This window comes from Methylohalomonas lacus, assembly GCF_024808875.1.
Classification (GTDB): Bacteria; Pseudomonadota; Gammaproteobacteria; order Methylohalomonadales; family Methylohalomonadaceae; genus Methylohalomonas; species Methylohalomonas lacus.
Window position 1 is genome coordinate 158958 of the sequence record NZ_JANUCT010000003.1, and the last position, 22865, is coordinate 181822.

23 protein-coding genes are annotated in these 22865 nt (G+C 58.7%); 18 read left to right on the top strand and 5 right to left on the bottom strand.

Features of this window, described 5'->3' with window-relative positions:
* Positions 1-31 precede the first annotated feature (31 nt).
* Positions 32-307: a SelT/SelW/SelH family protein gene (locus J2T55_RS03015; RefSeq protein ID WP_259054156.1), complete on the top strand. Its 276-nt coding sequence runs from the start codon at positions 32-34 to the stop codon at positions 305-307.
* A 157-nt stretch (positions 308-464) separates the two neighbouring features.
* On the opposite strand, the gene J2T55_RS03020 is transcribed toward J2T55_RS03015, so the two are convergent.
* The 3 genes from J2T55_RS03020 to nadB all read right to left on the bottom strand — a co-directional run bounded on the left by J2T55_RS03020 (position 465) and on the right by nadB (position 3467).
* On the bottom strand, positions 465-764 hold the full coding sequence (locus J2T55_RS03020) for a chaperone modulator CbpM (RefSeq protein WP_259054157.1): 300 nt from the start codon (positions 762-764) through the stop codon (positions 465-467).
* On the bottom strand, positions 761-1702 hold the full coding sequence (locus J2T55_RS03025) for a DnaJ C-terminal domain-containing protein (protein ID WP_259054158.1): 942 nt from the start codon (positions 1700-1702) through the stop codon (positions 761-763). Before J2T55_RS03025 ends, J2T55_RS03020 begins: the two co-directional genes overlap by 4 nt.
* A 124-nt stretch (positions 1703-1826) precedes the next feature.
* Complete coding sequence (gene nadB, locus J2T55_RS03030) at positions 1827-3467, bottom strand: L-aspartate oxidase (RefSeq protein ID WP_259054159.1); 1641 nt, start codon at positions 3465-3467, stop codon at positions 1827-1829.
* A 246-nt stretch (positions 3468-3713) separates the two neighbouring features.
* Between nadB and rpoE the strand changes: the two genes are divergently transcribed.
* From rpoE to J2T55_RS03090, 12 genes are all read left to right on the top strand, one after another.
* A complete protein-coding gene (gene rpoE, locus J2T55_RS03035) occupies positions 3714-4295 on the top strand; it encodes an RNA polymerase sigma factor RpoE (protein WP_259054160.1) in 582 nt (193 codons plus the stop codon).
* 11 nt (positions 4296-4306) lie between these two features.
* The gene (locus J2T55_RS03040) at positions 4307-4948 is read left to right on the top strand and encodes a sigma-E factor negative regulatory protein (protein ID WP_259054162.1); all 642 of its coding nucleotides are present in this window, start codon (positions 4307-4309) and stop codon (positions 4946-4948) included.
* Between the two features lie 4 nt (positions 4949-4952).
* Positions 4953-5927, top strand: a complete 975-nt coding sequence (locus tag J2T55_RS03045) for a MucB/RseB C-terminal domain-containing protein (RefSeq protein ID WP_259054164.1) — start codon at positions 4953-4955, stop codon at positions 5925-5927.
* Positions 5928-6008: 81 nt separating this feature from the next.
* Positions 6009-7436 carry a DegQ family serine endoprotease gene (locus J2T55_RS03050; protein WP_259054165.1) on the top strand — a complete coding sequence of 476 codons (1428 nt, stop codon included), beginning with the start codon at positions 6009-6011 and terminating at the stop codon, positions 7434-7436.
* A gap of 202 nt (positions 7437-7638) precedes the next feature.
* Complete coding sequence (lepA, locus tag J2T55_RS03055) at positions 7639-9435, top strand: translation elongation factor 4 (RefSeq protein ID WP_259054166.1); 1797 nt, start codon at positions 7639-7641, stop codon at positions 9433-9435.
* A complete protein-coding gene (gene lepB / locus J2T55_RS03060; RefSeq protein ID WP_259054167.1) occupies positions 9432-10226 on the top strand; it encodes a signal peptidase I in 795 nt (264 codons plus the stop codon). The genes lepA and lepB overlap by 4 nt, the downstream gene beginning before the upstream one ends.
* Before the next feature lie 45 nt (positions 10227-10271).
* Positions 10272-10661 (top strand): DUF4845 domain-containing protein, encoded by a 390-nt coding sequence (locus J2T55_RS03065; protein ID WP_259054168.1) that lies wholly within the window; start codon positions 10272-10274, stop codon positions 10659-10661.
* Complete coding sequence (gene rnc, locus J2T55_RS03070; protein WP_259054169.1) at positions 10658-11350, top strand: ribonuclease III; 693 nt, start codon at positions 10658-10660, stop codon at positions 11348-11350. Before J2T55_RS03065 ends, rnc begins: the two co-directional genes overlap by 4 nt.
* The gene (gene era / locus J2T55_RS03075; protein WP_407660021.1) at positions 11347-12246 is read left to right on the top strand and encodes a GTPase Era; all 900 of its coding nucleotides are present in this window, start codon (positions 11347-11349) and stop codon (positions 12244-12246) included. Before rnc ends, era begins: the two co-directional genes overlap by 4 nt.
* A gap of 10 nt (positions 12247-12256) precedes the next feature.
* The gene (gene recO, locus J2T55_RS03080) at positions 12257-12988 is read left to right on the top strand and encodes a DNA repair protein RecO (protein WP_259054170.1); all 732 of its coding nucleotides are present in this window, start codon (positions 12257-12259) and stop codon (positions 12986-12988) included.
* Between the two features lie 65 nt (positions 12989-13053).
* On the top strand, positions 13054-13782 hold the full coding sequence (gene pdxJ, locus J2T55_RS03085) for a pyridoxine 5'-phosphate synthase (protein WP_259054171.1): 729 nt from the start codon (positions 13054-13056) through the stop codon (positions 13780-13782).
* 35 nt (positions 13783-13817) lie between these two features.
* Complete coding sequence (locus J2T55_RS03090; protein WP_259054172.1) at positions 13818-15398, top strand: peptide chain release factor 3; 1581 nt, start codon at positions 13818-13820, stop codon at positions 15396-15398.
* 49 nt (positions 15399-15447) lie between these two features.
* Here the strand turns inward: J2T55_RS03090 and rne are convergent, their stop codons facing one another.
* Positions 15448-18198: a ribonuclease E gene (gene rne, locus J2T55_RS03095; protein WP_259054173.1), complete on the bottom strand. Its 2751-nt coding sequence runs from the start codon at positions 18196-18198 to the stop codon at positions 15448-15450.
* Positions 18199-18605: 407 nt separating this feature from the next.
* Here rne and J2T55_RS03100 point away from each other — a divergent pair, with 407 nt between their 5' ends.
* Genes J2T55_RS03100 through sppA form a run of 3 tightly spaced genes read left to right on the top strand, consistent with a single transcriptional unit; the run spans position 18606 to position 21248 of the window.
* On the top strand, positions 18606-19544 hold the full coding sequence (locus tag J2T55_RS03100; RefSeq protein WP_259054174.1) for an RluA family pseudouridine synthase: 939 nt from the start codon (positions 18606-18608) through the stop codon (positions 19542-19544).
* Positions 19541-20230, top strand: a complete 690-nt coding sequence (locus J2T55_RS03105) for an HAD family hydrolase (RefSeq protein WP_259054175.1) — start codon at positions 19541-19543, stop codon at positions 20228-20230. Before J2T55_RS03100 ends, J2T55_RS03105 begins: the two co-directional genes overlap by 4 nt.
* Positions 20231-20279: 49 nt before the next feature.
* On the top strand, positions 20280-21248 hold the full coding sequence (gene sppA, locus J2T55_RS03110; protein ID WP_259054176.1) for a signal peptide peptidase SppA: 969 nt from the start codon (positions 20280-20282) through the stop codon (positions 21246-21248).
* Positions 21249-21266: 18 nt separating this feature from the next.
* Here sppA and J2T55_RS03115 read toward each other — a convergent pair whose 3' ends face one another.
* A complete protein-coding gene (locus tag J2T55_RS03115; RefSeq protein WP_259054177.1) occupies positions 21267-21860 on the bottom strand; it encodes a Maf family protein in 594 nt (197 codons plus the stop codon).
* A 107-nt stretch (positions 21861-21967) separates the two neighbouring features.
* On the opposite strand from J2T55_RS03115, the gene J2T55_RS03120 reads away from it, so the two are divergent.
* Together J2T55_RS03120 and rpmF are read left to right on the top strand one after the other, a co-directional pair.
* Positions 21968-22543, top strand: coding sequence for a YceD family protein (locus tag J2T55_RS03120; protein ID WP_259054178.1), 576 nt, complete (start codon positions 21968-21970; stop codon positions 22541-22543).
* 72 nt (positions 22544-22615) lie between these two features.
* Complete coding sequence (gene rpmF / locus J2T55_RS03125; protein ID WP_259054179.1) at positions 22616-22807, top strand: 50S ribosomal protein L32; 192 nt, start codon at positions 22616-22618, stop codon at positions 22805-22807.
* Positions 22808-22865: the final 58 nt, after the last annotated feature.

The following is a 22865-nucleotide window of genomic DNA, read 5'->3' on the forward strand; positions in this document are numbered from 1 at the left end:
ATGACTCAAGGGTCCTGACAGGGTTGCCGAAATGACCGCACCGCGGGTAGAAATCACATTCTGTTCACAATGTCGCTTCCAGCTGCGCGCCGGCTGGCTGGCGCAGGAATTGCTAATGACCTTCGGCGACGATCTCGGCGAGGTGGCACTGAAACCCGGGCATGGCGGTATTTTCGAGGTGCGGCTGGGGGACGAACTGATTTTTTCACGGCGCGAGTCGGGGCGTTTTCCCGAATCCAAGGAACTCAAGCAGTTGATCCGCGATCGTATCGACCCGCAGCGCGATCTGGGGCATAGCGACAGGTGAGTAGCTGGCTGGTTGGTAGATGGTAACTGGTTAATAGCGATTGGTGATCAGTAGGGGCGGCGACCTGCCGCGAACAGCTCCGGTTAACGGGTTATTGATGTTTGATTGCTCCTTGGCACTGAAACAGGGCCGGTCACGCTATTCTCAATCACCAGAATCACCGCACCCGGCGTCTGAGGCTTTCCAGTTCTTCCAGCAGCTCAATGGCCAGCGCGATGCCGGGCATGTTGACGTCGAGATCGCGCTGCAGGCGGGCGGCGGTGCGTACCCGGCGTACGCAACTTCCACTGAAAACCCAGTGACTGGCACGCACGTCGGCGGGTTCGAGTACACCTTCCTCGACCAGTTCGATGATCAGCGTGGTCTGCGCGCCGCAGAGTTGTGACAGTTCGTCCAGGCTCAGGCGGCGTTCGTCGTCAAATACATCAGCCTGCAGAATGTCGTCATCGTGGTTCATTTTGAACCTCCCGTGCGCTGCTTGCGGGGATCGAAAGCCGTCTGGTCGCGCATCTGTTCGTACAATTGTCTTACGGTATCGCTGTTGGCCGGCGGCGTCACGATCCTGAGTCTGACAATCTGGTCGCCGGCCGGCTTGCCCGGCAGGCCGCGACCTTTCAGGCGCATCTGCTTGTCGGTCTGTGACCCGGCCGGAATACTCAGGTTGACCTGACCGCCGAGAGTCGGCACCGGCACCTTGCCGCCGAGGGCAGCTTCCCACGGCGCGATAGGCAGATCCAGGTGGATGTCACGGCCGTCGACCTGGAATTGTGGATGCGGCTCGAATTCGACTTCCAGCAGCAGATCACCGGCCTGGCCGCCGCCGAATCCCTGACCACCCTGGCCGCGCAGACGGATATGCTGGCCGGCGGTGACGCCCGCGGGGATGCGCACCTTGAGTTCGCGCGGTTGCTGGCGTACGCGCCCCTGGTCGTCGGTTTCGGGTACGTTCAGCGTGATGCTGCGAGTGGCGCCGTGATAGGCATCCTCGAGACTAATGCGCAGTCGCGCGCGCTGGTCCTGGCCGCGAAACTTCGCCGAGCGGCCCTGCTGGCGGCCGCCACCGAACAGACTTTCGAAAAAATCGCTGAAGTCGCCGCCACCGAGGTCGGCATCGCTGAAGTGCCATTCCTGGCGCTGGTTTTCCCAGCCCGGCGGCGGCCGGAAGTCCTGACCGCCCTGCCAGTCATTACCCATTTGATCATAGGCCTGGCGTTTGTCCGGGTCCTTGAGCACCTCGTAGGCTTCCTGGACTTCCTTGAAACGATCCTCGGCGTCTGCTTCCGTGCTGACGTCGGGGTGATACTTGCGCGCCAGCTTGCGGTAAGCGCGCTTGATGGTGTCGGCATCGGCGTCACGATCGACGCCGAGGATCTTGTAATAGTCCTTGTATTCCATATTCCACGTCGCTCGTGAAGAGTATCTCGTTGATGGGATTCACGGCTGCCCGCAATTATCAACGAAATGGGGACAGTGTAGTGAATTTCAATCTGCTGTTGGAGGCCGGCGCAATGCCGGTCCCTCAGGCCGTCTGTGCGGCAGAGCTACGACGGGGCGGCGTCAGCACGGTGTCCCGGGGTGGCTGGCTGCTGTCCGGCAGCGGGTAGTCGGTGATGTAGTGCAGGCCGCGACTTTCGCGCCGGGCGAGCGCGCTGTGGATGATCATGTCGGCCACCGCGCAGATGTTGCGCAGTTCGATCAGATCGTTGGTCAGGCGGAAATTGCTGTAGTACTCGTGGATTTCGTTTTGCAGCAACTGGATGCGGTGCTGGGCGCGCTGCAGGCGCTTGGTGGTACGGACGATGCCAACGTAGTCCCACATGAAGCGTCGGATTTCGTCCCAGTTGTGCGAGACCACCACCTCCTCGTCGGAATCGGTGATCAGGCTTTCGTCCCAGTCGGGCAGGGCCGGTGCCGATGCGCCGGTATCGATCTGGCTGACGATATCCTGGTAGGCGGCATGGGCGAATACGACGCATTCCAGCAGCGAGTTGCTGGCCATGCGATTGGCGCCGTGCAGACCGGTGCTGGAGGCCTCGCCGATTGCGTACAGGCCGGCCAGGTCGGTGTGGCCGGCCGTGTCGACGACGACGCCGCCACACAGGTAGTGTGCCGCCGGCACCACGGGAATGGGATCGGCGGTCATGTCGATGCCGTATTTGAGGCAGGTTGCCTGGATCGACGGGAAGTGTTCATGGATGAATTCGGCCGGCTTGTGGCTGATGTCGAGATAGACGCAATCGAGGCCGAGCCGCTTCATCTCGTGGTCGATGGCGCGGGCGACGATGTCGCGCGGTGCCAGTTCGGCGCGCTCGTCGAACCGGGCCATGAATGGTTCGCCGTCGGGCAGGCGCAGAATGCCGCCTTCACCGCGGATCGCCTCGGTAATCAGGTAGGATTTCGCCTGCGGGTGGTACAGGCAGGTTGGGTGGAACTGGACGAATTCCATGTTCGCCACCCGGCAGCCGGCACGCCAGGCCATGGCGATGCCGTCGCCGGTACTGACGTCCGGGTTGCTGGTGTAAAGATAGACCTTGCCGGCGCCGCCGGAGGCGAGCACCACCGCGCCCGCGCCAAAGACCTCGACCTGGCCGCTCGCCTGGCTGTAGACGTAGGCGCCGAGGCAGCGATCCGCGGCCGGATCAGCGGCATGGCCGGTCTTGGTAGCGGTGATCAGGTCGACCGCGGTGTGATATTCGAACAGGTCGATGGCCGGATGCGCCCGCACCCGGCCCTCCAGGGTTGTCTCGATAGCGCGACCGGTGGCATCGGCGGCATGGATGATGCGCCGGTGGCTGTGGCCGCCCTCGCGGTTCAGGTGATAGTCGCTATGGCCGTCGGCGGTTTCGACCCTGGTGAAGGCGACGCCGAGCTCGATCAACCAGTCAATGCTGCGCGGACCCTGTTCGACCACGAAGCGCACGACATCCTCGCGGCACAGCCCGGCGCCGGCGATCAGCGTGTCATTGACATGGGATTCGACCGAATCCTGGGTGTCCAGAACCGCCGAGACGCCGCCCTGGGCGTAAAAGGTGGCGCCCTCGGTCAACGGCCCCTTGGACAATACCGCCACGCGCGCATGGTCGGCCAGCTGTAGCGCCAATGACAGGCCGGAGGCGCCGCTGCCGATGATGAGGACATCGTGATGGTATTGCTGTGGCATAAGCGGGAACTGTTATAATCGTCGGGAATTGTCAGAACAATTTTGAATATTGCATTGTAAGCCCTGAATCTCGCCAGAAGCATGGTTTTCGCAGCTTCGAAAATCCGGCAGGCGATTCAGTTCAACCCATCCAGCTGAACGGCATGACTCGGTCACCGCTGCACGCGGGTGGCCTGATGCGGCAAGAATTCAGGCCGTCCATGGTGATTGTAACAGCAAGAAGAATCTTATAGGGGACCGGGCGGAATGACCGCACGCGAATCAGATCAGGAGTTGGTCGAACGGGTCCAACGGGGCGACAAGCACGCCTTCGACCTCCTGGTTACCAAATACCAGCAGCGCATCATCAATCTCGTGGGCCGTTTCGTGCGGAACCCGAACGATGCCATGGATGTCACACAAGAAGCCTTCCTGAAGGCCTATCGGGCGCTGCCGAAATTCCGGGGTGACAGTGCGTTTTATACCTGGATGTACCGGATCGCGGTCAATACGGCAAAAAATTACCTGGCCGTACAGTCGCGCCGGCCGCTTGAGGCGGACCAGGACTATGATGAAATTGAACAAATTGACTCCAGCGGGGTTCTAAGGGACCAAGCGACTCCGGAACACATGCTGTTGCGGGATGAAATCCAGGACACGGTAATTCGTGCCATCGAGGAGTTGCCCGAAGATCTGCGGACCGCGATAACCCTGCGCGAAATTGAGGGGCTGAGCTATGAAGACATCGCAGAGGTCATGGAATGTCCGATCGGTACCGTGCGATCGCGGATATTCCGGGCGCGGGAAGCAATCGATAAACAATTAAAACCATTGGTAACAGATGAGTAGGGTGCAACAAAGTGAATAAATATGAAGAAATATCTATCTTCATGGACGGTGAATCCGGGCAGTCGGCCGAAACGGTCCTGAACTCGTTCCGGACGGATCCTGAACTGCTGGCCAGCTGGCGACGCTACCACATGATCGGTGACGCCATGCGCGGGCAGCTGGCGAGCGACATGCCGATCCGCGACCTGTCGCAGCGGATTTCGGCTGCCCTGGACGACGAACCCACCGTTCTGAGTCCACAATCGAATTCACGCCGCTTCGTCCAAAAGGCGCTGAAACCGGCCGCCGGCATGGCCATCGCTGCTTCCGTGGCGCTGGTTGCCATCGTTGGTTTGCGCGGTCTGGACCAGGCGACCAGTGTCAGCAGCCCGACGGCGCCAGCCGTAACCGGCGTGTCGGTGAATACCGCGCCGGCGGGGGACAGTTCTTTTGCCAATGACCCGGTGACCGGGCCGTGGCAGTCGACGCAGCCGGCGCCGCGTGCGCCGCTGGCGCGTACCGTGTCGACGGATGCCGCGCCGGCCAGCCAGCAGCAGGGCCAGTATGGCTTCAACAGTTACCTGATCAACCATAATGAGTACCGCGCCAACAGCGGGGTTTCCGGGAGCTTGCCGTACGCGCGCATCGTCGCGCCGAGCTATGGTGATCGCTAGTCCCATGTGGCAGGGTCTGTGGTTGCTGGGCCTGTGGCTGGTCGTTGTGCCCGCGCTGGCTGAAAACGGGGCAGGCAACAGTGATGCCGAGGCGCGCCTGCTGCTGGACAAGATGACCGAAGCCGGTCGCACGCTCGACTACGACGGTGTGTTCGTTTACCGGCGCAACCAGCACATGGACGCGATGCGCATCATCCACAAGTCGGAAGCGGGCCGGGAACGCGAACGGCTGATCTCGTTAAGCGGCCCGGCCCGCGAGGTCATCCGCAATGACGAGTCGGTGACCTGTATTTTTCCGGACGACCACTCGGTGCGCGTGGAGCGCAGTCGGCCCTATCAGTTGTTGTCGTCACAGTTCCCGAGCTCAGTGGACAAGCTGTCGGACAGTTACGTGTTCAGGGTGGCGGGTAGCGGCCGTACCGCTGGACGCGATGCCCGGATCGTCGAGATCGTGCCGCGAGATGATTTCCGTTACGGCTACCGTCTGTGGCTGGATGAAAAAAGTCACCTGTTGCTTAAATCGGAGCTGCTCAATGAAGACGGCAGGCCGATAGAGCAATTCATGTTTACCCACCTGGACATTGTTGACAGCATCCCGGACAGTCTCCTGGAACCGACGATTAACGGGACTGACTACAGCTGGTATGAAAATCCCGATGACAGCCACGAACCGGCCAGCGAAGATGACTGGCAACCCGGCTGGTTGCCTGCCGGTTTCAGTGTGACGGATCGCTCGCACGAACTCCTGGCCGACAGTCCGCGCCCGGTACACCATATGGTTGTTTCGGACGGCCTGGCGCTGGTATCGGTGTTTATCGAACGCCTCAGTGAGCAGGATGCAGCCAGGGTCGGTCCGTCCAAACTCGGCGCCGTCCATGCCTTTGCCCGCAAGACCGATGATTACCAGATCATGGTCGTCGGTGAAGTACCGGCCATTACGGTACGCAAAGTGGCCGACGCCGTCAGCCAGCAGCCCTGACGCCAATCAGCCGCCGTTCCGGCTGGTCTTTGCATCAGGGATGCGCCTGCAACGCTATACTTCAATCAGGATGAGTGATTCATGAAAGCGCCAATTGCCCGTTATCTCCTTGTCTTTTTGATGCTGAGCCTGTTCGGCATCAGTGTCGCCCAGGCTCGGTCGTTGCCGGACTTTACCGATCTGGTCGAGGAAAATTCGGCGGCGGTCGTCAATATCAGCACCACGCTGAAGGGCCCGGAAAATAAAATGCCGCCGGGTATGCGCAATCTTCCTCAGATTCCGGAAGACAGCCCGTTTTATGATTTCTTCCGTAAGTTCCTCGAGGAACAGCCGGATGGTGGTGGGCAGCCCTATGAGGATAACTCGCTGGGTTCCGGCTTCATTATTTCCAAGGACGGCTATGTCATTACCAACAATCATGTCGTCAAGGATGCCAGGGAAGTGGTCGTACGACTGGTCGATCGGCGTGAATTCGTCGCCGAAGTGATTGGCACCGACCCGCGTAGTGACCTCGCGGTACTGAAAATAGACGGTGAAAATCTGCCGACGCTGAAACTGGGTGATTCATCCAAGCTTAAGGTGGGTGAATGGGTGCTGGCCATAGGCTCGCCGTTCGGTTTCGATCACTCGGTGACGGCGGGTATCGTCAGCGCCAAGGGCCGCAGTCTGCCGAAGGAAAACTATGTGCCGTTCATCCAGACGGATGTCGCCATCAACCCGGGGAACTCGGGCGGCCCGCTGTTCAACCTGGATGGTGAAGTCGTCGGCGTGAATTCACAGATATATAGCCGTACCGGCGGCTTCATGGGGCTGTCGTTTGCCGTCCCGATCAACGTGGTTGAAAGCGTTTACCAGCAGTTGCGGGATAAAGGACGCGTTTCACGCGGCTGGCTGGGTGTATTGATCCAGGATGTTACGCGCGAGCTGGCGGAATCCTTCGACATGAAGCGGCCTCATGGCGCCCTGGTGGCACGCGTGCTGCCGGACAGCCCGGCGGCCAAGGCGGGTGTCGAGGTCGGTGACATCATCGTCAATTATGATGGTGAAGACATCGCAGATTCTTCGGATCTGCCGCCCATGGTCGGCAGCACCCATGTCGGCAGCGAGGTCGAGGTTGAGATTATCCGTGAGGGCAATGAAAAGCGCCTGAACCTGACCATCGAGGAGCTGCCCGACGATGACCAGACACTGGCCAACCGCGGCAAACCGGACAAGCCGGATGCCGCCAATCAGCTGGATATCAGCGTCCGCGACCTGACCGAGAGCCAGCGCGAAGAGCTGGAGCTGCCGGAAAACGGCGTACTGGTCGAGGAAGTGGGCCCCGGACCGGGGCGGGCTGCCGGTATTCGCTCGGGCGATATCCTGTTGATGCTGAACAATACCAAGGTCAAAAATGCCGAGCATTTTGCCGAGCTGGTTGGCGATCTGCCGACCGGCAAGTCCGTGCCGGTGCTGGTGCAGCGCCGTGGCGGGCCAATGTTCCTGGCCATCAAGATCGACCCGGAATAAGTCTGCATAGCTCAATAACGGCAACCGGGCCGCGCAGACGGCCCGGTTGCCAGTTTATAGGTTGGCCCAGATAGGCTAGAATTCGCGCGCCTGCTTGCTGATGACCAGCGGGCTGACGGCGAACAACAATTCACTGGCCAACCCGATCCCCCCGCCAGCAAGGCCAGGATGCCGGTTTTGGTCTTGCAACCAGCAGATGCCGATGGACCATATCCGTAACTTTTCGATTATTGCCCACATCGACCATGGCAAGTCGACGCTTGCCGATCGATTTCTACAGCTCTGCGAGGCGTTGACGGATCGTGAAATGTCGGCCCAGGTCCTGGATAGCATGGATCTGGAGCGGGAACGTGGCATCACCATCAAGGCGCAGAGCGTCAGCATCAAGTACAAGGCGGACGACGGCCAGGAATACCAGTTCAATATTATTGATACGCCCGGCCACGTGGATTTCAATTACGAGGTATCACGCTCCCTGTACGCCTGCGAGGGTGCTTTGCTGGTCGTCGATGCCGCCCAGGGTGTTGAGGCGCAGACCGTGGCCAACTGCCTGACCGCCATCGAGCAGAACCTTGAGGTCCTGCCGGTCATCAACAAGATCGATCTTCCGGCCGCCGACCCAGAACGGGTGAAGCAGGAAATCGAGGAAATCGTCGGCATCGATGCCAGCGAAGCCCTGTGCGTGAGCGCCAAGACGGGGCAGGGCGTACATGAAATCCTGGAACAGATCGTCAAGTACATACCGGCGCCCAAGGGTGATCCGGCCGGACCGTTGAAAGCCCTGATCATAGATTCCTGGTTTGATAATTATCTGGGTGTGGTCTCCCTGGTCAAGATCGTGGATGGTGAACTGTTTGCCGGGCGCAAGATGCGGGTCATGTCCACAGCCCATGATTACATGGTTTCCGAGGTTGGACTTTTTACGCCGAAGCGCCTGAAAGTCGATGTCCTGCGCACCGGCCAGGTGGGCTACGTGGTCGCGGGCATCAAGGAAATCGATGGCGCCCCGGTCGGTGACACGCTGACCCAGTCCGACCGACCGGCGACGGAGAGGGTGCCGGGCTTCAAGCAGATCAAGCCACGCGTCTTTGCCGGTCTGTTTCCGGTTGATGCATCGGACTACGAGGATCTGCGCGAAGCCCTGGCAAAACTGCGTCTGAATGATTCGGCGCTGCATTATGAGCCGGAAACCTCACAGGCACTGGGTTTTGGCTTTCGCTGCGGCTTTCTTGGCATGCTGCATATGGAAATCGTCCAGGAACGGCTGGAGCGCGAGTATGGCCTTAATCTCATTACCACGGCGCCGACCGTTATATACGAAGTCCTGACCAGCAAGGGTGAAACCCTGCAGGTTGACAACCCCTCACGATTGCCGCCGCTGGACCAGATCGAGATCATCTATGAGCCGATTATCCATGCCGATATTCTCGTGCCGCAGGAGCATCTCGGTAACGTGATAACGCTGTGCATGGAAAAGCGTGGTGTCCAGAAAAGCATGCAATACCTGGGGAACCAGGTTGCCATCAGCTTCGAGTTGCCGATGTCGGAAGTCGTCGTCGATTTTTTCGACCGGCTGAAATCGGCGACGCGTGGCTATGCCTCGTTCGACTATAATTTTGTACGCAATCAGGCATCGAACCTGGTCAAGCTGGACGTGCTGATCAACGGCGATCGCGTTGATGCCCTGTCGATCATTGTGCACAAGGACAAGGCGCAGATTCACGGTCGAGCACTGGCGGAAAAAATGAAAGAGGTCATCCCGCGGCAAATGTATGATGTCGCAATCCAGGCAACGATTGGTTCTCACGTGATTGCACGGGAAACGGTCAAGGCCTTGCGCAAGAACGTAACTGCCAAGTGTTACGGCGGGGATATTACGCGAAAGCGTAAATTGCTGGAAAAACAGAAAGAAGGGAAGCGGCGCATGAAGCAATTCGGCACGGTGGAGATACCACAGGCCGCCTTCATGGCCATACTGGACGTGGGGAAAGGAAAATGAGTTTCGATTTCTCAGCACTGCTGGTTTTGCTTACCGTTGTCAGTGGAGTGATCTGGGCATTTGATTCTGCAGTGCTGGCGCCCGGCCGCAAACGGGCGATTGAAGAAGCTCAAAGAACCGGCGAAGAAGATGCCGAAAACGTGCCGGTGCTGGTGGAGTATGCGCGCTCGTTCTTTCCGGTTTTCCTGATCGTTCTTCTGCTGCGCTCATTTATTGTCGAGCCATTCCGCATACCTTCGGCATCTATGATGCCGACACTCCTGATAGGCGATTTTATTCTGGTCAATAAGTTTGATTATGGTATTCGCCTGCCGGTCGTCAACAGCAAGGTCCTGGATCTGGGCGCACCTGAACGCGGTGACATAGCGGTGTTTCGCTACCCCAAGAACCCGGAAACACCCTACATAAAGCGAATAGTTGGCTTGCCCGGTGATAGAATTGCCTATCGTGATAAGCAGCTCTATATCAATGGCGAGTTGATGCCCCAGGAAACGGTGGGGCGTTATGAGACCAACGGCTCCGGTAACGACATGAACGGCGCCATACTGCGCCAGGAAGACCTTCTGGGCATGGAACACCATATTTTAATAGATTCAGACCGTTCCGGCTTCAAGGTTGATACGGTGGTCCCGGAAGGGCATTATTTTGCCATGGGTGATAATCGCGATCATAGTAGCGATAGCCGCTTCTGGGGATTTGTGCCGGAACATAATCTGGTCGGCAAGGCATTTTTCATCTGGATGCACTGGGATGGCGGTATAGAATGGAGTCGGTTGGGGACCATAGAATAAGTATGGTTGCATACGAACCTTAAAGGGGAGCTTGAGGAGACGGTTATGACATATTCCAGAAACCAGTACGGTCTGACGTTGATTGGCTTCATCATGGTGATAGTGCTGATCGGGTTCTTTGCCCTGGTGGCAATGAAATTATTCCCGCTGTATAGCGATAGTTTTGCCATCACTCAGTCGCTGAACTCGGTAGCCAGCCAGGCCGAGGCTGAAAAAATGTCTGAACGGGATGTGCGCAAGTATTTTCTTCGCAGTGCGAATATCAATGGCCTGTACCAATTTACTGAAAAGAACATAAACGACTATCTGACCGCCAACAAGGTGGGGCAGGAACCGCGTGAGATGTATATGTACTATGAGAATCGGACAACGTTGTTTGGCGATCTCGATGTTGTCCTGGTTTACGATGAAACGGTTCAGTTGGGCGGCAATTGAATAATAGTTGGCAGATACCAACAAGTTGTCTTGGGCATGATTTTAATGATGCTGAGCTACTTAAAACAGCGCTTACACATCGGAGTGTAGGTGCGGCTAATAATGAAAGGCTGGAGTATCTTGGTGATGCCATTCTCGGGTTTGTGATTGCTGAGGCGCTTTATCAACAGTTCCCGCAAGCCAGTGAGGGCAGTCTTACGCGTCTGCGGGCGGCACTGGTCAAGCGGGAGACCCTGGCGCGCCTGGGTCGCCAGCAGGAACTGGGTGACTTGATCCAGCTTGGCAGTGGTGAACTGAAGAGCGGTGGCTGGCGCCGGGATTCGATTCTGGCCAATGCAATGGAGGCGATTATCGGCGCCATCTATATGGATGCCGGCATTGAGATCTGTCGACAACGCATACTTGACCTGTACAGCCAGCTCTTGAGCGAAGTGTCCCCGGAAAAGGCGGGCAAGGATCCTAAAACCATGCTGCAGGAATATCTTCAGGCGAGGCACCTGCCCTTGCCAATCTATCGCATTGAATCAGAGAGCGGCGAAGCACATTCACGTGAATTCACTGTCGAGTGCGCCGTTGATGGGCTCGATGTAATAAGAGCTAGCGGGCGCAGCAAGCAGATGGCCGAGCAGGCTGCCGCAGAACAGGCCTTGCAGTACCTGCAGGTAGAAAAAGGCAGTGAAAATACATGATGTCCAGTGACAGCTCATTTCGCTGTGGCTATATTGGAATTTGCGGCCGGCCCAATGTCGGCAAATCCACTTTGCTGAACCACCTGATCGGTCAGAAACTCAGCATTACCTCGCGACGGCCGCATACGACCCGTTGGCATGTTCTGGGTATTCATACGACAAGCAATACCCAGCTTATCTTCATGGATATGCCGGGCCTTAAGCAGCAACGCAGTAATGCGCTCAATCGATTCATGCATCGTGAAGTGGCCGATGGATTGCTGACCATCGATGTAGCCGTTTTTGTTATCGAGGCCCTGCGCTGGACAGATGAAGACGAGTATGTCCTGGACCACATCAAGCAGGCTGATCGTCCGGTTATTCTGGTCGTCAACAAGACTGATCGTGTGTCTGACAAGAAAGCCTTGCTGCCCTTCATTGACTCGGTCAGTGCTAAACATGATTTCGCAGCGATTTTCCCTCTGTCTGCGCGCCATGACGACATGCAGTCATTGCAAGAGAAGCTGACCGATCTAATGCCCGAACAGCCTGCAATGTTCCCTGAAGACCAGATTTCGGATCGCAACGAGCGATTTTTTGTCGCTGAAATGCTGCGTGAACAACTGGTGCGCAATCTCGGCGATGAATTGCCGTATCGGCTTACGGTTGTCGTTGAAGATATGAAGGTTGAAAATAATCTTGCTCACATTCATGCCCTTATCTGGGTGGAAAGCGAGGGCCAGAAAGCCATTGTAATAGGCGAAAGCGGCGAACGGCTGAAAAAGATTGCCACCCAGGCACGGCTTTCCATGGAGAAGTTCCTCGATATGCGGGTCAATCTGAAAACCTGGGTCAAGGTGCGGGACAGCTGGACCGATGATGTTAAAAGCATGAGAGAGTTTGGCTACGACGGTTGAATATCCATAAGTGCGTGTCGAACCCCATAGTTGTTTTGTTCTTCATACGCGGGCCTATCGCGAAACCAGTCTGCTGATCGAGATATTTTCCCAGTTGCACGGACGCGTGGGACTGGTTGGTCGTGGTAGCCGCCGCCGGCAGAGTGGTCAGGCTGCCCTGGTTCAGCCGTTCCGACGCCTGTCTATCGCCTGGTCGGCCCGCGGTGAGCTGGGTACGCTCGTCAGCGTCGACGCCGAGGCCGCCCCGGTGGCCCTGACCGGTGCCGGTTTGATGGCCGGCTTCTATGTCAATGAGCTGATCATGCGACTGTTGCACCGTGACGAAGCCCACACGAAGCTGTTTGATGATTACGCCGAGGTCATGCTTCAGCTGGCACAGGTAACGTCTCACGAGCAGGCACTGCGGCTGTTCGAGATTCGTCTGCTCGAAGCAGTCGGTTATGGTCTGATCCTGGATCACGACATCGTAACGGGTACGGCAGTTCGTCCGGATGAGCTGTACCAGTATATAAGTGAACAGGGCCCCAGCCTGGCAGCGGAGCACATGCCCAAAGGTGTTTGTATCCATGGCAGCACACTCATTGAGCTGGCTGTGCAATCCCTGCAGAGCGAACAGTCATTGCGTGAAGCCAAATTGCTGCTGCGCCAGGAACTCGGCCGGCATCTCGGCGACCGGCCGTTGGCCAGCCGCAGCCTCTATCAGGCCTACCTGCAGCAAAATCGCAGCCTGCAGAAACCATAGCTATGGTCGGTTGCCGTGCGCAGCGGTAAAATGCCCGCTTTTCCGCACACGGGCAAGCTCGTTCCATGATGAAACTCGGTGTCAACATTGACCACGTGGCTACACTGCGCCAGGCCCGCGGTACCACGTACCCGCGCCCGCTGGAGGCGGCCCTGCTGGCACAACAGGCCGGTGCGGATTCGATCACTGTGCATTTGCGCGAGGATCGCCGTCATATCCAGGACCAGGATGTCGTCGAACTCAGGCAGATCCTGGCCATTCCCCTGAACCTGGAGATGGCCGTGACCGATGAGATGCTTGGCCTGGCCGAGTCGGAGCAGCCGGATTACTGTTGCCTGGTACCGGAAAAGCGTGAGGAGCTGACTACCGAGGGCGGGCTGGACGTGGCCGGTCAACTGCCGCGTATCACTGCTGCCTGTGAGCGCCTGGCGGTGGCCGGGATTCGCGTGTCCCTGTTTATCGATGCCGACCCGGTTCAGATCGAGGCGGCTATTCAGTCCGGGGCGCCGATGATCGAGATCCATACCGGGCACTATGCCGATGCCCGGAATGCAGCAACAATGGCGGCGGAGCTGGAGCGAATCCGGGTTGCTGTCAGCGACGCGCACCGGGCTGGACTGCAGGTCAACGCCGGTCATGGTTTGAACTATGACAACGTGCAACCGGTAGCCGCCCTGGCGGAAGTCGCCGAGCTCAATATTGGTCACAGTATCATCGCCCGGGCGGTATTGACCGGATTGCCCGAGGCTGTAACCAGCATGCGTGATTTGATGCGTACGGCGACAGCCCGCTAAATTCATCAACGTTTTATTTAGAGCTTCCACATCACATGAGTACTTTTTCGGAAGAAACCCGTCGCCGGCGGACCTTCGCGATCATATCGCATCCCGATGCCGGTAAAACCACCTTGACGGAACAACTGTTGCTCAAGGGCGGCGCGATTCAGCTGGCGGGAACCGTCAAATCGAGAAAGTCGGCGCGCTACGCGACCTCGGACTGGATGGAGATGGAAAAACAGCGCGGTATCTCGATTACCAGCTCGGTCATGCAGTTCAAGTATGCCGACAAGATCATCAATCTGCTGGATACGCCGGGCCACGCCGACTTCTCCGAGGACACATACCGGACATTAACCGCCGTGGACTCGGCGCTGATGGTCATCGATGTGGCCAAGGGCGTCGAGGACAGGACCCGCAAGCTGATGGAAGTGTGTCGTATGCGTAATACACCGATCATCACTTTCATTAACAAACTGGACCGTGAAGGACAGACGCCGCTCGAGTTGTTTGATGAAATCGAGCGGGAGCTTAATATCCAGTGTGTACCGATGACCTGGCCGGCAGGTATGGGCGCCAGTGCGAAAGGTGTTTATCACATACACCGCAAGCAGTTTTTGCCCTGGGCACGTGGCAATGCTGACAAGGGTTCACAACCTGCACCAATAGATGCGGACGATGATGCCGGTCTGCGCGAATGGCTGGGCGATGACAAGGATACGCTGTTTGAAGAGATCGAATTCATGCGCGAGGTTTGCCCGGACTTTGACGAAGCAGCCTTTCGTCGTGGCGAACAAACACCGGTTTTCTTCGGTTCCGCGCTGCGCAATTTCGGTGTTTCCGAGTGCCTGGATTATGTTTCCGACCATGCCCCCGGTCCCATCGAACATCAAACAAAAGACCGCGTGGTCAGACCCGAAGAGGAGAATTTCAGCGGTTTCGTCTTCAAGATACAGGCCAATATGGATCCCGCCCACCGTGATCGCATTGCATTTTTGCGGGTTTGCTCCGGCACCTACCGGAAAGGCATGAAAATTCATCATGTCCGCCAGGGGCGCGATATACAGATTGCCAATGCCATGACATTGATGGCCGGTGACCGTGAGCAGGTCGAGGATGCCTATCCCGGTGATATTATCGGTTTATACAATCACGGTGCGATTCAGGTCGGCGATACCTTCACCCAGGGTGAAAAACTCAAGTTCACGGGCATTCCGCACTTTGCGCCGGAGATGTTCCGTCGGGTACGCCTGAAGGATCCGCTCAAGACTAAGTCGTTGCACAAGGGCGTGAATGAATTATGCGAAGAAGGGGCCACCCAGGTATTCCGGCCACAGCTGTCCAATGACATTATTCTCGGCGCTGTTGGCGTACTGCAGTTCGACGTCGTTGCCTGGCGTCTGCAGCAGGAATACGGTGTCGATTGCGGCTATGAAAGTGTACCGGTGGCTACCGCCCGCTGGATATATTGCGATGACGCGAAAAAACTGGATGAATTCAAACGTCGCCAGCCGGAGAACCTTGCAGAAGATGGCAGCGGCGCACTTACCTACCTGGCGCCGAGCATGGTGAACCTGAATTTGACGATGGAACGTTGGCCGGACATCGAGTTTCTGGCAACGCGCGAACACTAGGGTGATAAAGGCGCGGCACCCTGATTAAGGGTGCCGCGTATTCGCCGATCTATTTAACTTCGGACTCTTCAGTCGGCTTGGTTTGGGTACCATCCGCGCTGCCCGATTCGCCGTTATCGTCCTGGCGCGGCTGGACACTGCTGCTGCCATAGAGTGAACGCGGCTGTTCCTGCGTCGTGTCGGTGGTATCAGCCTGCTGCTTATTGCTGCCTGTCCCCGGATCGTCATCCCGGTTGCCGGCATCATTCGCTGATGTTGCTGCGGCAGGTGCCTCATCCTGTGCACGCGGTTTGGCATCTGCCTGCGGTGCCGGCTGTTCGGTCGGTTTTTCGGTTTCACTCGCCGCGGTGTCCGCTTGCGTCTTGTCGGCGTCGCTAGCGGGCATCGCAGTTGCTGCAGTTTCCGCTGTTCCGGTAGCGTCGCTGTCAGGCTTGTTAGCGTCTGTTGTGGCTGCGGGCTTATTGCTCTGATTATTGCCCTGGCGGCGGTTACCCGATGACGCGGACCGGTTTTCCGATTGCTTCTCATCGGCCGCCTTGTTACTACCATCAGCGTCGTTGCCCGGCGAACCTTGTGACGACGTCTTGTCTGCCGATGACGCGCCATCAGTGTTCTGGTTGTTACTGTCGCCAGTATTGCTGCCGTCATTACGACGCCGGCGTCGACCGCCGCGCCGGCCGCGACGTGAACTGGAGCGGGGCTTGCGCGATTCGCTGCTGTCTTCAGTACTGGCGGCGGCATTGCTGTTCGCGCTGTCGCTCGCACTATTGGCCGTGCTGTCTCCAGTCGTGGCGTCGCCACTGCCACTGTTGGCGCTACTGCGCGCACCGCTGCTGTTGCTATTACTGCTGCCACTGCTGCGTTTGTTGCTGCGCCGGCCACGTTCGCGCTGGTTGCCGGAATTGCCGCGTGAACCCGAGCTGGACTGGCCGCGTCGGCTCGAGCTACTGCCGGAACGCTGACTGCTGGCACCGGATGCGGACTGTTGCGTGGCGGATTGCCCGGTCTCGGTGGTGCTGGCCGATTCGTTGGCCGACTGGCTGGCCGAATCACTGCCCGTTTCCGGCACGCCGAACAGGCTGCCGAACAGGCGTGAGATCAGCCCCTTGCTCTTGTTGCCATTGCCGGACGTGCCATTCGCGCCGGTGTCCTGTTTGGGCGCCTCGTGTTGCGGCGATGGCCGGTTGGGCATGACCTGCTTGACCACTGGCTGGGCGAGCGACTGCTTGCCGGGTAGCCCCGTTTCTTCCTCTTCTTCGTTATCGCCATCCTCATCCAGCGACAGCTTGTAACTGCTTTGCTGAACCTCGCCAAGCTGATCCTCGTCGTTTTTACGCAGCCGCTGTACCTTGTAGCGTGGCGTTTCCAGCTCGGCCTTGGGTATCAGGATGAGTTCGACATCAAGCCGGGTTTCAATGTCACGCAAACCACTGCGTTTTTCATTAAGCAGGAATGTTGCGACTTCCACCGGCAGGTGCGCGATGACCTTGGCGGTGTTCTCCTTCATCGCTTCTTCCTCGATGATGCGGAACACCGACAGCGACAGCGATTCGACACTGCGCAGGTGGCCGGTGCCGCTGCAGCGCGGACAGACGATATGACTGGACTCGCCCAGCGACGGCCGCAGGCGCTGGCGTGACATTTCCAGCAGGCCGAAGCGTGACAAACGATTGATCTGCACACGGGCGCGGTCGTCCTTGACGGACTCACGCAGCCGGTTTTCAACTTCGCGCTGGTTCTTGGCGTTCATCATGTCGATGAAATCGATGACGATGAGACCGCCAATATCCCGCAGGCGCAGCTGACGGGCGATTTCCTCGGCCGCTTCCAGGTTGGTGTTCAGCGCGGTTTCCTCGATGTCGCCACCGGCCGTGGCTCGCGCCGAGTTGATGTCGATGGTGATCAATGCCTCGGTGTGGTCAATGATCACGGCGCCGCCGGAGGGCAGGGTGACCTCGCGGGCGAATGCGGATTCGATCTGGTTTTCGACCTGGTAGCGGGTAAACAGCGGGTCATGCTCGGTATACAGCTTGAGTTTGTTCAGGTTGTGCGGCATGACCTGCGACATGAACTCATGTGCGCGGTTGTAGACTTCCTCGTTGTCGATGAGGATCTCGTTGATGTCCTGGCGCAGGTAATCGCGGATCGCGCGTATGATGACCTCGCTTTCGCGATAGATGAGGAACGGCGCTGAACGCTCCTTGGCGGCGCTTTCGATGGCCTCCCAGACCTTGAGCAGATAGTCGAGATCCCACTGCAGTTCCTCGCCGCTTTTGCCGACGCCGGCGGTGCGCAGGATCATGCCCATACCGGTCGGGATGCTGACCGAACTCATGGCCTCGCGCGCCTCGGAGCGATCATCGCCTTCGATCTGGCGCGACACACCGCCGGCGCGCGGGTTGTTCGGCATGAGTACCAGGTAGCGGCCGGCAAGGCTGACGAACGTGGTCAGGGCGGCGCCCTTGTTACCGCGTTCGGGTTTCTCCACCTGGACGATCAGCTCCTGGCCGACCTGCAGGTGATCCTTGATGTTGAAACGGCCGCGACCGCCGTCGTCCTTTTCCTTGAAAAGGGAGCGGGCGATTTCCTTGAACGGCAGGAAGCCGTGGCGTTCGGCGCCGAAGTCTACGAAAGCCGCTTCGAGACTCGGCTCAATCCGGACAACCTTGGCCTTGTATATATTGGATTTTTTCTGCTCGCGACTGGCTGACTCAATATCGACATCGTACAGACGCTGGCCGTCCACGAGCGCGACGCGCAACTCTTCCGGCTGAGTCGCGTTGATTAACATTCTTTTCATGATGAGCTACCTGCGTAGCGCTCGACCGGCGGACGACAAACGGCATCACCCGACATTGTGTGCTAATGTGGTGGCCAGTAGTCGACATTGGGGAGCGCTTCCTTAAAGACCACTCTTTACGGGGGGCGAGTGGTGGTTGAACCCTACCAGCAATCCTGCGGATCGCTGAATGTCATTTCCTGCGGTTTTGACACCGCGTACCGGACGGGCGGACCGACCGGTATTCAGGCAATAGTTTTATGGCTTTTAGCCAAGCCTGCCAAGTTACCTTGGGCTGGCTTGAAATACCTATAGTAACTTATTGATTTTTCTATATTAAAATAGCAAAATTTTAGCCGTGACAGGCTAGTGACATACTATAGCAGTGATACTGTAGCGCAGCAATCCAAACCGCTTGACAGGCCTGAATGCCCCCTCCAGACGAACAGACAAGCGGTGTCCAGAAGGTCACCGTGGACACCGACGAAAACGGCCGCCGGCTCGATAATTTCATCAGCAGCCGCCTGAAAAACATTCCGAAATCAAGAATCTACCAGATGCTGCGGCGGGGCGAGGTGCGCGTCAACGGCTCGCGGGCGCGGCCGGAGAAGCGCCTCGAGGCTGGCGATGTGGTACGCCTGCCGCCACTGTTTCAGAATCGGGACGACGCCCGCCCGGTCATTCCCGGGGCGGCGATTGCACGGCTGGAGCAGCAAATCCTCCATGAGGACGCGCGGCTGCTCGTTATCAACAAGCCCAGCGGTGTCGCGGTGCACGGTGGCAGCGGTGTGAGCTATGGCGTCATCGATATCCTGCGTGCCAGCCGCGGCGACAAGGCGCGGCTGGAGCTGGTACACCGGCTCGACCGGGACACTTCCGGCTGCCTGCTGCTGGCCAAGGACATGACGCTGTTGCGCACATTGCATGACCAGTTGCGCGATGGCCAGGTGCGCAAGGGCTACCTGGCCCTGCTGCGCGGCCAGCTCGGCCGGCGTCAGCTCGATATCGACGATCCGCTCAGCCGCCAGCAGGGCAAGTCGGGCGATCGCCGCGTGGTTGTCGATGCGGCCGGCAAGGTTTCGGCGACCCGTATCCGGCGACAACGCCAGTACAGCGACGCGACGCTGGCCGATGTCAGCCTGTTGACCGGGCGCACGCACCAGATCCGCGTGCATGCCGCGGCGGCCGGCCACCCGTTGGCTGGCGATGTGAAATACGGTGACAAGGCGTTCAACAAGCAACTGCGCCAACTCGGATTACGGCGCCTGTTTCTGCACGCCGCCAGCCTGCAATTGCCCGACCACGAGCAGGCCTTCGAGGCGCCCCTGCCCGACGAGCTGCAGGCCGTGCTTGAGCGACTCGCATGAAACTGACCTACAGGCTTTTGATTTTCGACTGGGACGGCACTCTGGCCGACTCCGAGGCAATAATCATCCGGGCCATGCAGGCGGCGATCGCCGAGCAGTCACTGCCGGCGCGTGGCGCTGACGCGGTCCGCGATATCATCGGTCTCGGCCTGGCCGAAGCCGTGCAGCGCCTGTACCCGCAGGCGCCGGCGGCGACGCTGCGCGAACTGGCCGGCACCTACCAGCAGGCCTACCTGGCGGCGACCACGCGGCCGGTACCACTGTTTCCGGGCGCGGCAGGTACGCTGGTTGCGCTGCGCCAGGCCGGTTACCAACTTGCGGTGGCCACCGGCAAAAGCCGACGTGGCCTGGAACGGGCACTCATTGACAGCGATTTGACGGCGCAGTTTGACGCCACGCGCTGCGCGGATGAGACGCTGTCGAAACCGGATCCGCTCATGCTGCACGAAGTCCTGGCCGAGCTGTCCGTCCCGGCGTCGGCCGCGCTGATGATTGGCGACAGCGAACACGATATCGAGATGGCGGGCCGGGCCGGTGTTCCGGCGCTGGGCGTCACCAGTGGCGTGCACCCGGCAGACCGTCTGCTACAATCCGGGGCCATCGATTGCATTGACAGCGTCGCCGGTCTTGGCGACTGGCTGTTGGCTGGTCAGATGGATAGCGCTGTCAGCCTGATGGTCGAATGATGCAGTCGTTAGGCACGATCCCCGCCCAATAACCGAATGGAAGAACTGAATGTCTGAAACACCCGCTACCGACAGCAAACCCGGCGAAGACAATGCCTGGGAGCGCAACCTGATCTCGCGGATTGCGCTGGAGGCATTGACCGAACAGCGCCGTGCGCGCCGCTGGAGTATCTTTTTCAAGATCCTGCTGGCGCTTTACCTGTTTGCATTGCTGTTGCTGTATTTGCCAGGCGACTGGACCAGTGCGCCTGTCGGTGGTACTAGCGGCTATACCGCGCTGGTCGAAATCGACGGCATCATCAGCAGCGATTCCACCGCCAGTGCCGACCAGGTGGTCACCGGACTGCGCCGGGCGTTCAAGGACAAGAATGCCAGGGGCGTAATTCTGCGCATCAACAGTCCCGGCGGCAGCCCGGTCCAGGCCGGCTACATCCATGATGAGGTGCTGCGCCTGCGCGAGAAATACCCGGAAAAACCAGTCTACGCGGTGATTACCGATACCGGCGCCTCCGGCGGCTACTATGTCGCCGTCGCCGCGGACAAGATCTACGCCAATCGTGCCAGTATTGTGGGTTCCATCGGCGTGATTTATTCGGGCTTCGGTTTTGTGGATACCCTGGAAAAACTCGGTATCGAGCGCCGGGTCTTCAGTGCCGGCGACGACAAGGCGTTGATGGATCCGTTTTCACCACTGGAAACCGATGCGATTCGACACATGCGTACGATGCTTGATGAGATTCACCAGCAGTTTATCGACGTGGTTCGCAAGGGCCGGGGTGATCGGCTGCAGGAACAGAACGCCGATTTGTTCAGCGGCCTGGTCTGGACCGGCGAGCAGAGCGTCGACCTCGGGCTGGTGGATTCCCTGGCCAGTGCCAGCGAAGTCGCACGCGACATCGTCGGTGCCGAGGAAATCGTCGACTATACGGTGCGTGAAAGCTATCTCGATCGTTTTGCCCGGCGCATGGGCACGACACTGGCCAACGAAATCGAGACGGAAGAATTCAAGTTGCGTTGAGCAGCCGCGTCGGCTTGCTCAGGGCAGGGCGATCCCTTCCTGGCGCAGCATTTCACACAGTTTGATGAGCGGCAGACCGATGAGCGCCGTCGGGTCGCTGCCGCTCATCGATTCGACCAGGCTTACGCCGAGTGCCTCGGAATGGAAACTGCCGGCGCTGTCGAAGGGTTTCTCGGCGGCTACGTAGCGTTCAATCTCGGCATCCGTATAGTTGCGGAACTTGACGCTGAACGGGACCACTTCAACCTGCTGACTGTGCCGGGCGGTATTGAACAGGCATAAGCCGGTCAGAAACTCGATCCGCCGGCCGCGCATCTGTTGCAGCTGGTAACTGGCGCGGCTGGCGTCGCCCGGCTTGCCGAGTACCGTATCCCCCAGCGTGGCAACCTGGTCGGAGCCGATGACCAGGCTCGCTTGCCGGCATTGTTCGGCGACCGCGCGGGCCTTGCCCAGTGCCAGTCGTTGCACCAGTTGCAGGGGCGGTTCACCGGGCTCGGCGGTTTCATCGATTGCCGGTGACTGGCAGGTGAAATCCAGCTGCAGACGCGTCAACAGTTCGCGCCGGTAGCGCGAAGAAGAAGCCAGAATGACGGCCGGGGTGGTATCAGTCATGGTGGTGATGCTTGCTTGAATGTGTGAACAGGCGGCGCAATTAGACTGGAAGCAGGCCGCCGCGTCAAACCCGGAACGCGGCTTAAGCTATTGCCAAAGCTGAATTTTTGACAGTTTCGCGGGCGCGCATTAATATTGCCCGCCTGATGCCGCCGGAGCTGCCCCAATTCATTCACCCGCTGCGCCTTGCCGGCCATGGTGAAACGTTGTCTGGCAGCTTTAAAATCAATGAGTTGAAGCGTCTGCAGGCGGCCGTGCTGGAGACCGATGGGACGCTGACGTTCAATCTGAAATTTGGCCGCGATGCGGCGGGCACAGCCTGTATAATAGGTAGTTTGTCCGGCCAGGTGGTGATGACCTGCCAGCGCTGTATGCAGCCGCTGACGGTGATTATCGACGCCGATGTGGCACTGGGTATTGTCCAGGGCGAGGCCGAAGCCGGCGAGCTGCCGGAAGAATACGAACCGTTACTGGTCGAGCAGCAGCCACTGAAGTTAAGTGAGCTGGTGGAAGACGAAGCCCTGCTGGCGCTGCCGTTTGCGCCTTTGCATGCCGCGGAAAGCTGCGCTGAGGCGGTGACAAGTGACAGCGCTGACGCGCCGTCAGAACAACAACAGGACACACACCGGCCGTTTGCCGACAAGCTGGCGGATTTGAAACCGTCGCGCGATAACGAACGGTAACGATGAATGAATTGCAGCGACAGGCAGTAGCCTGTCGGTCTTTACTTTTTAAATTAGCGGAGAGACAAGACAATGGCCGTACAACAGAATCGCAAATCCAGTTCGCGCCGCGATATGCGCCGCTCGCACGATGCCATCAAGGCGCCCGCCGTCAGTATCGATCCGAACAGCGGTGAGGTGCATCGCCGCCATCACGTCAGTCCGGATGGTTATTACAAGGGCCGCAAGGTCATCGATAACGACGACGACGAGTCGCTTGATTAAAGGCAGCTGCGGCCGCTTCGCCGGCCGTTGTTCTGTGACAATGACAAGCTGTCAACGC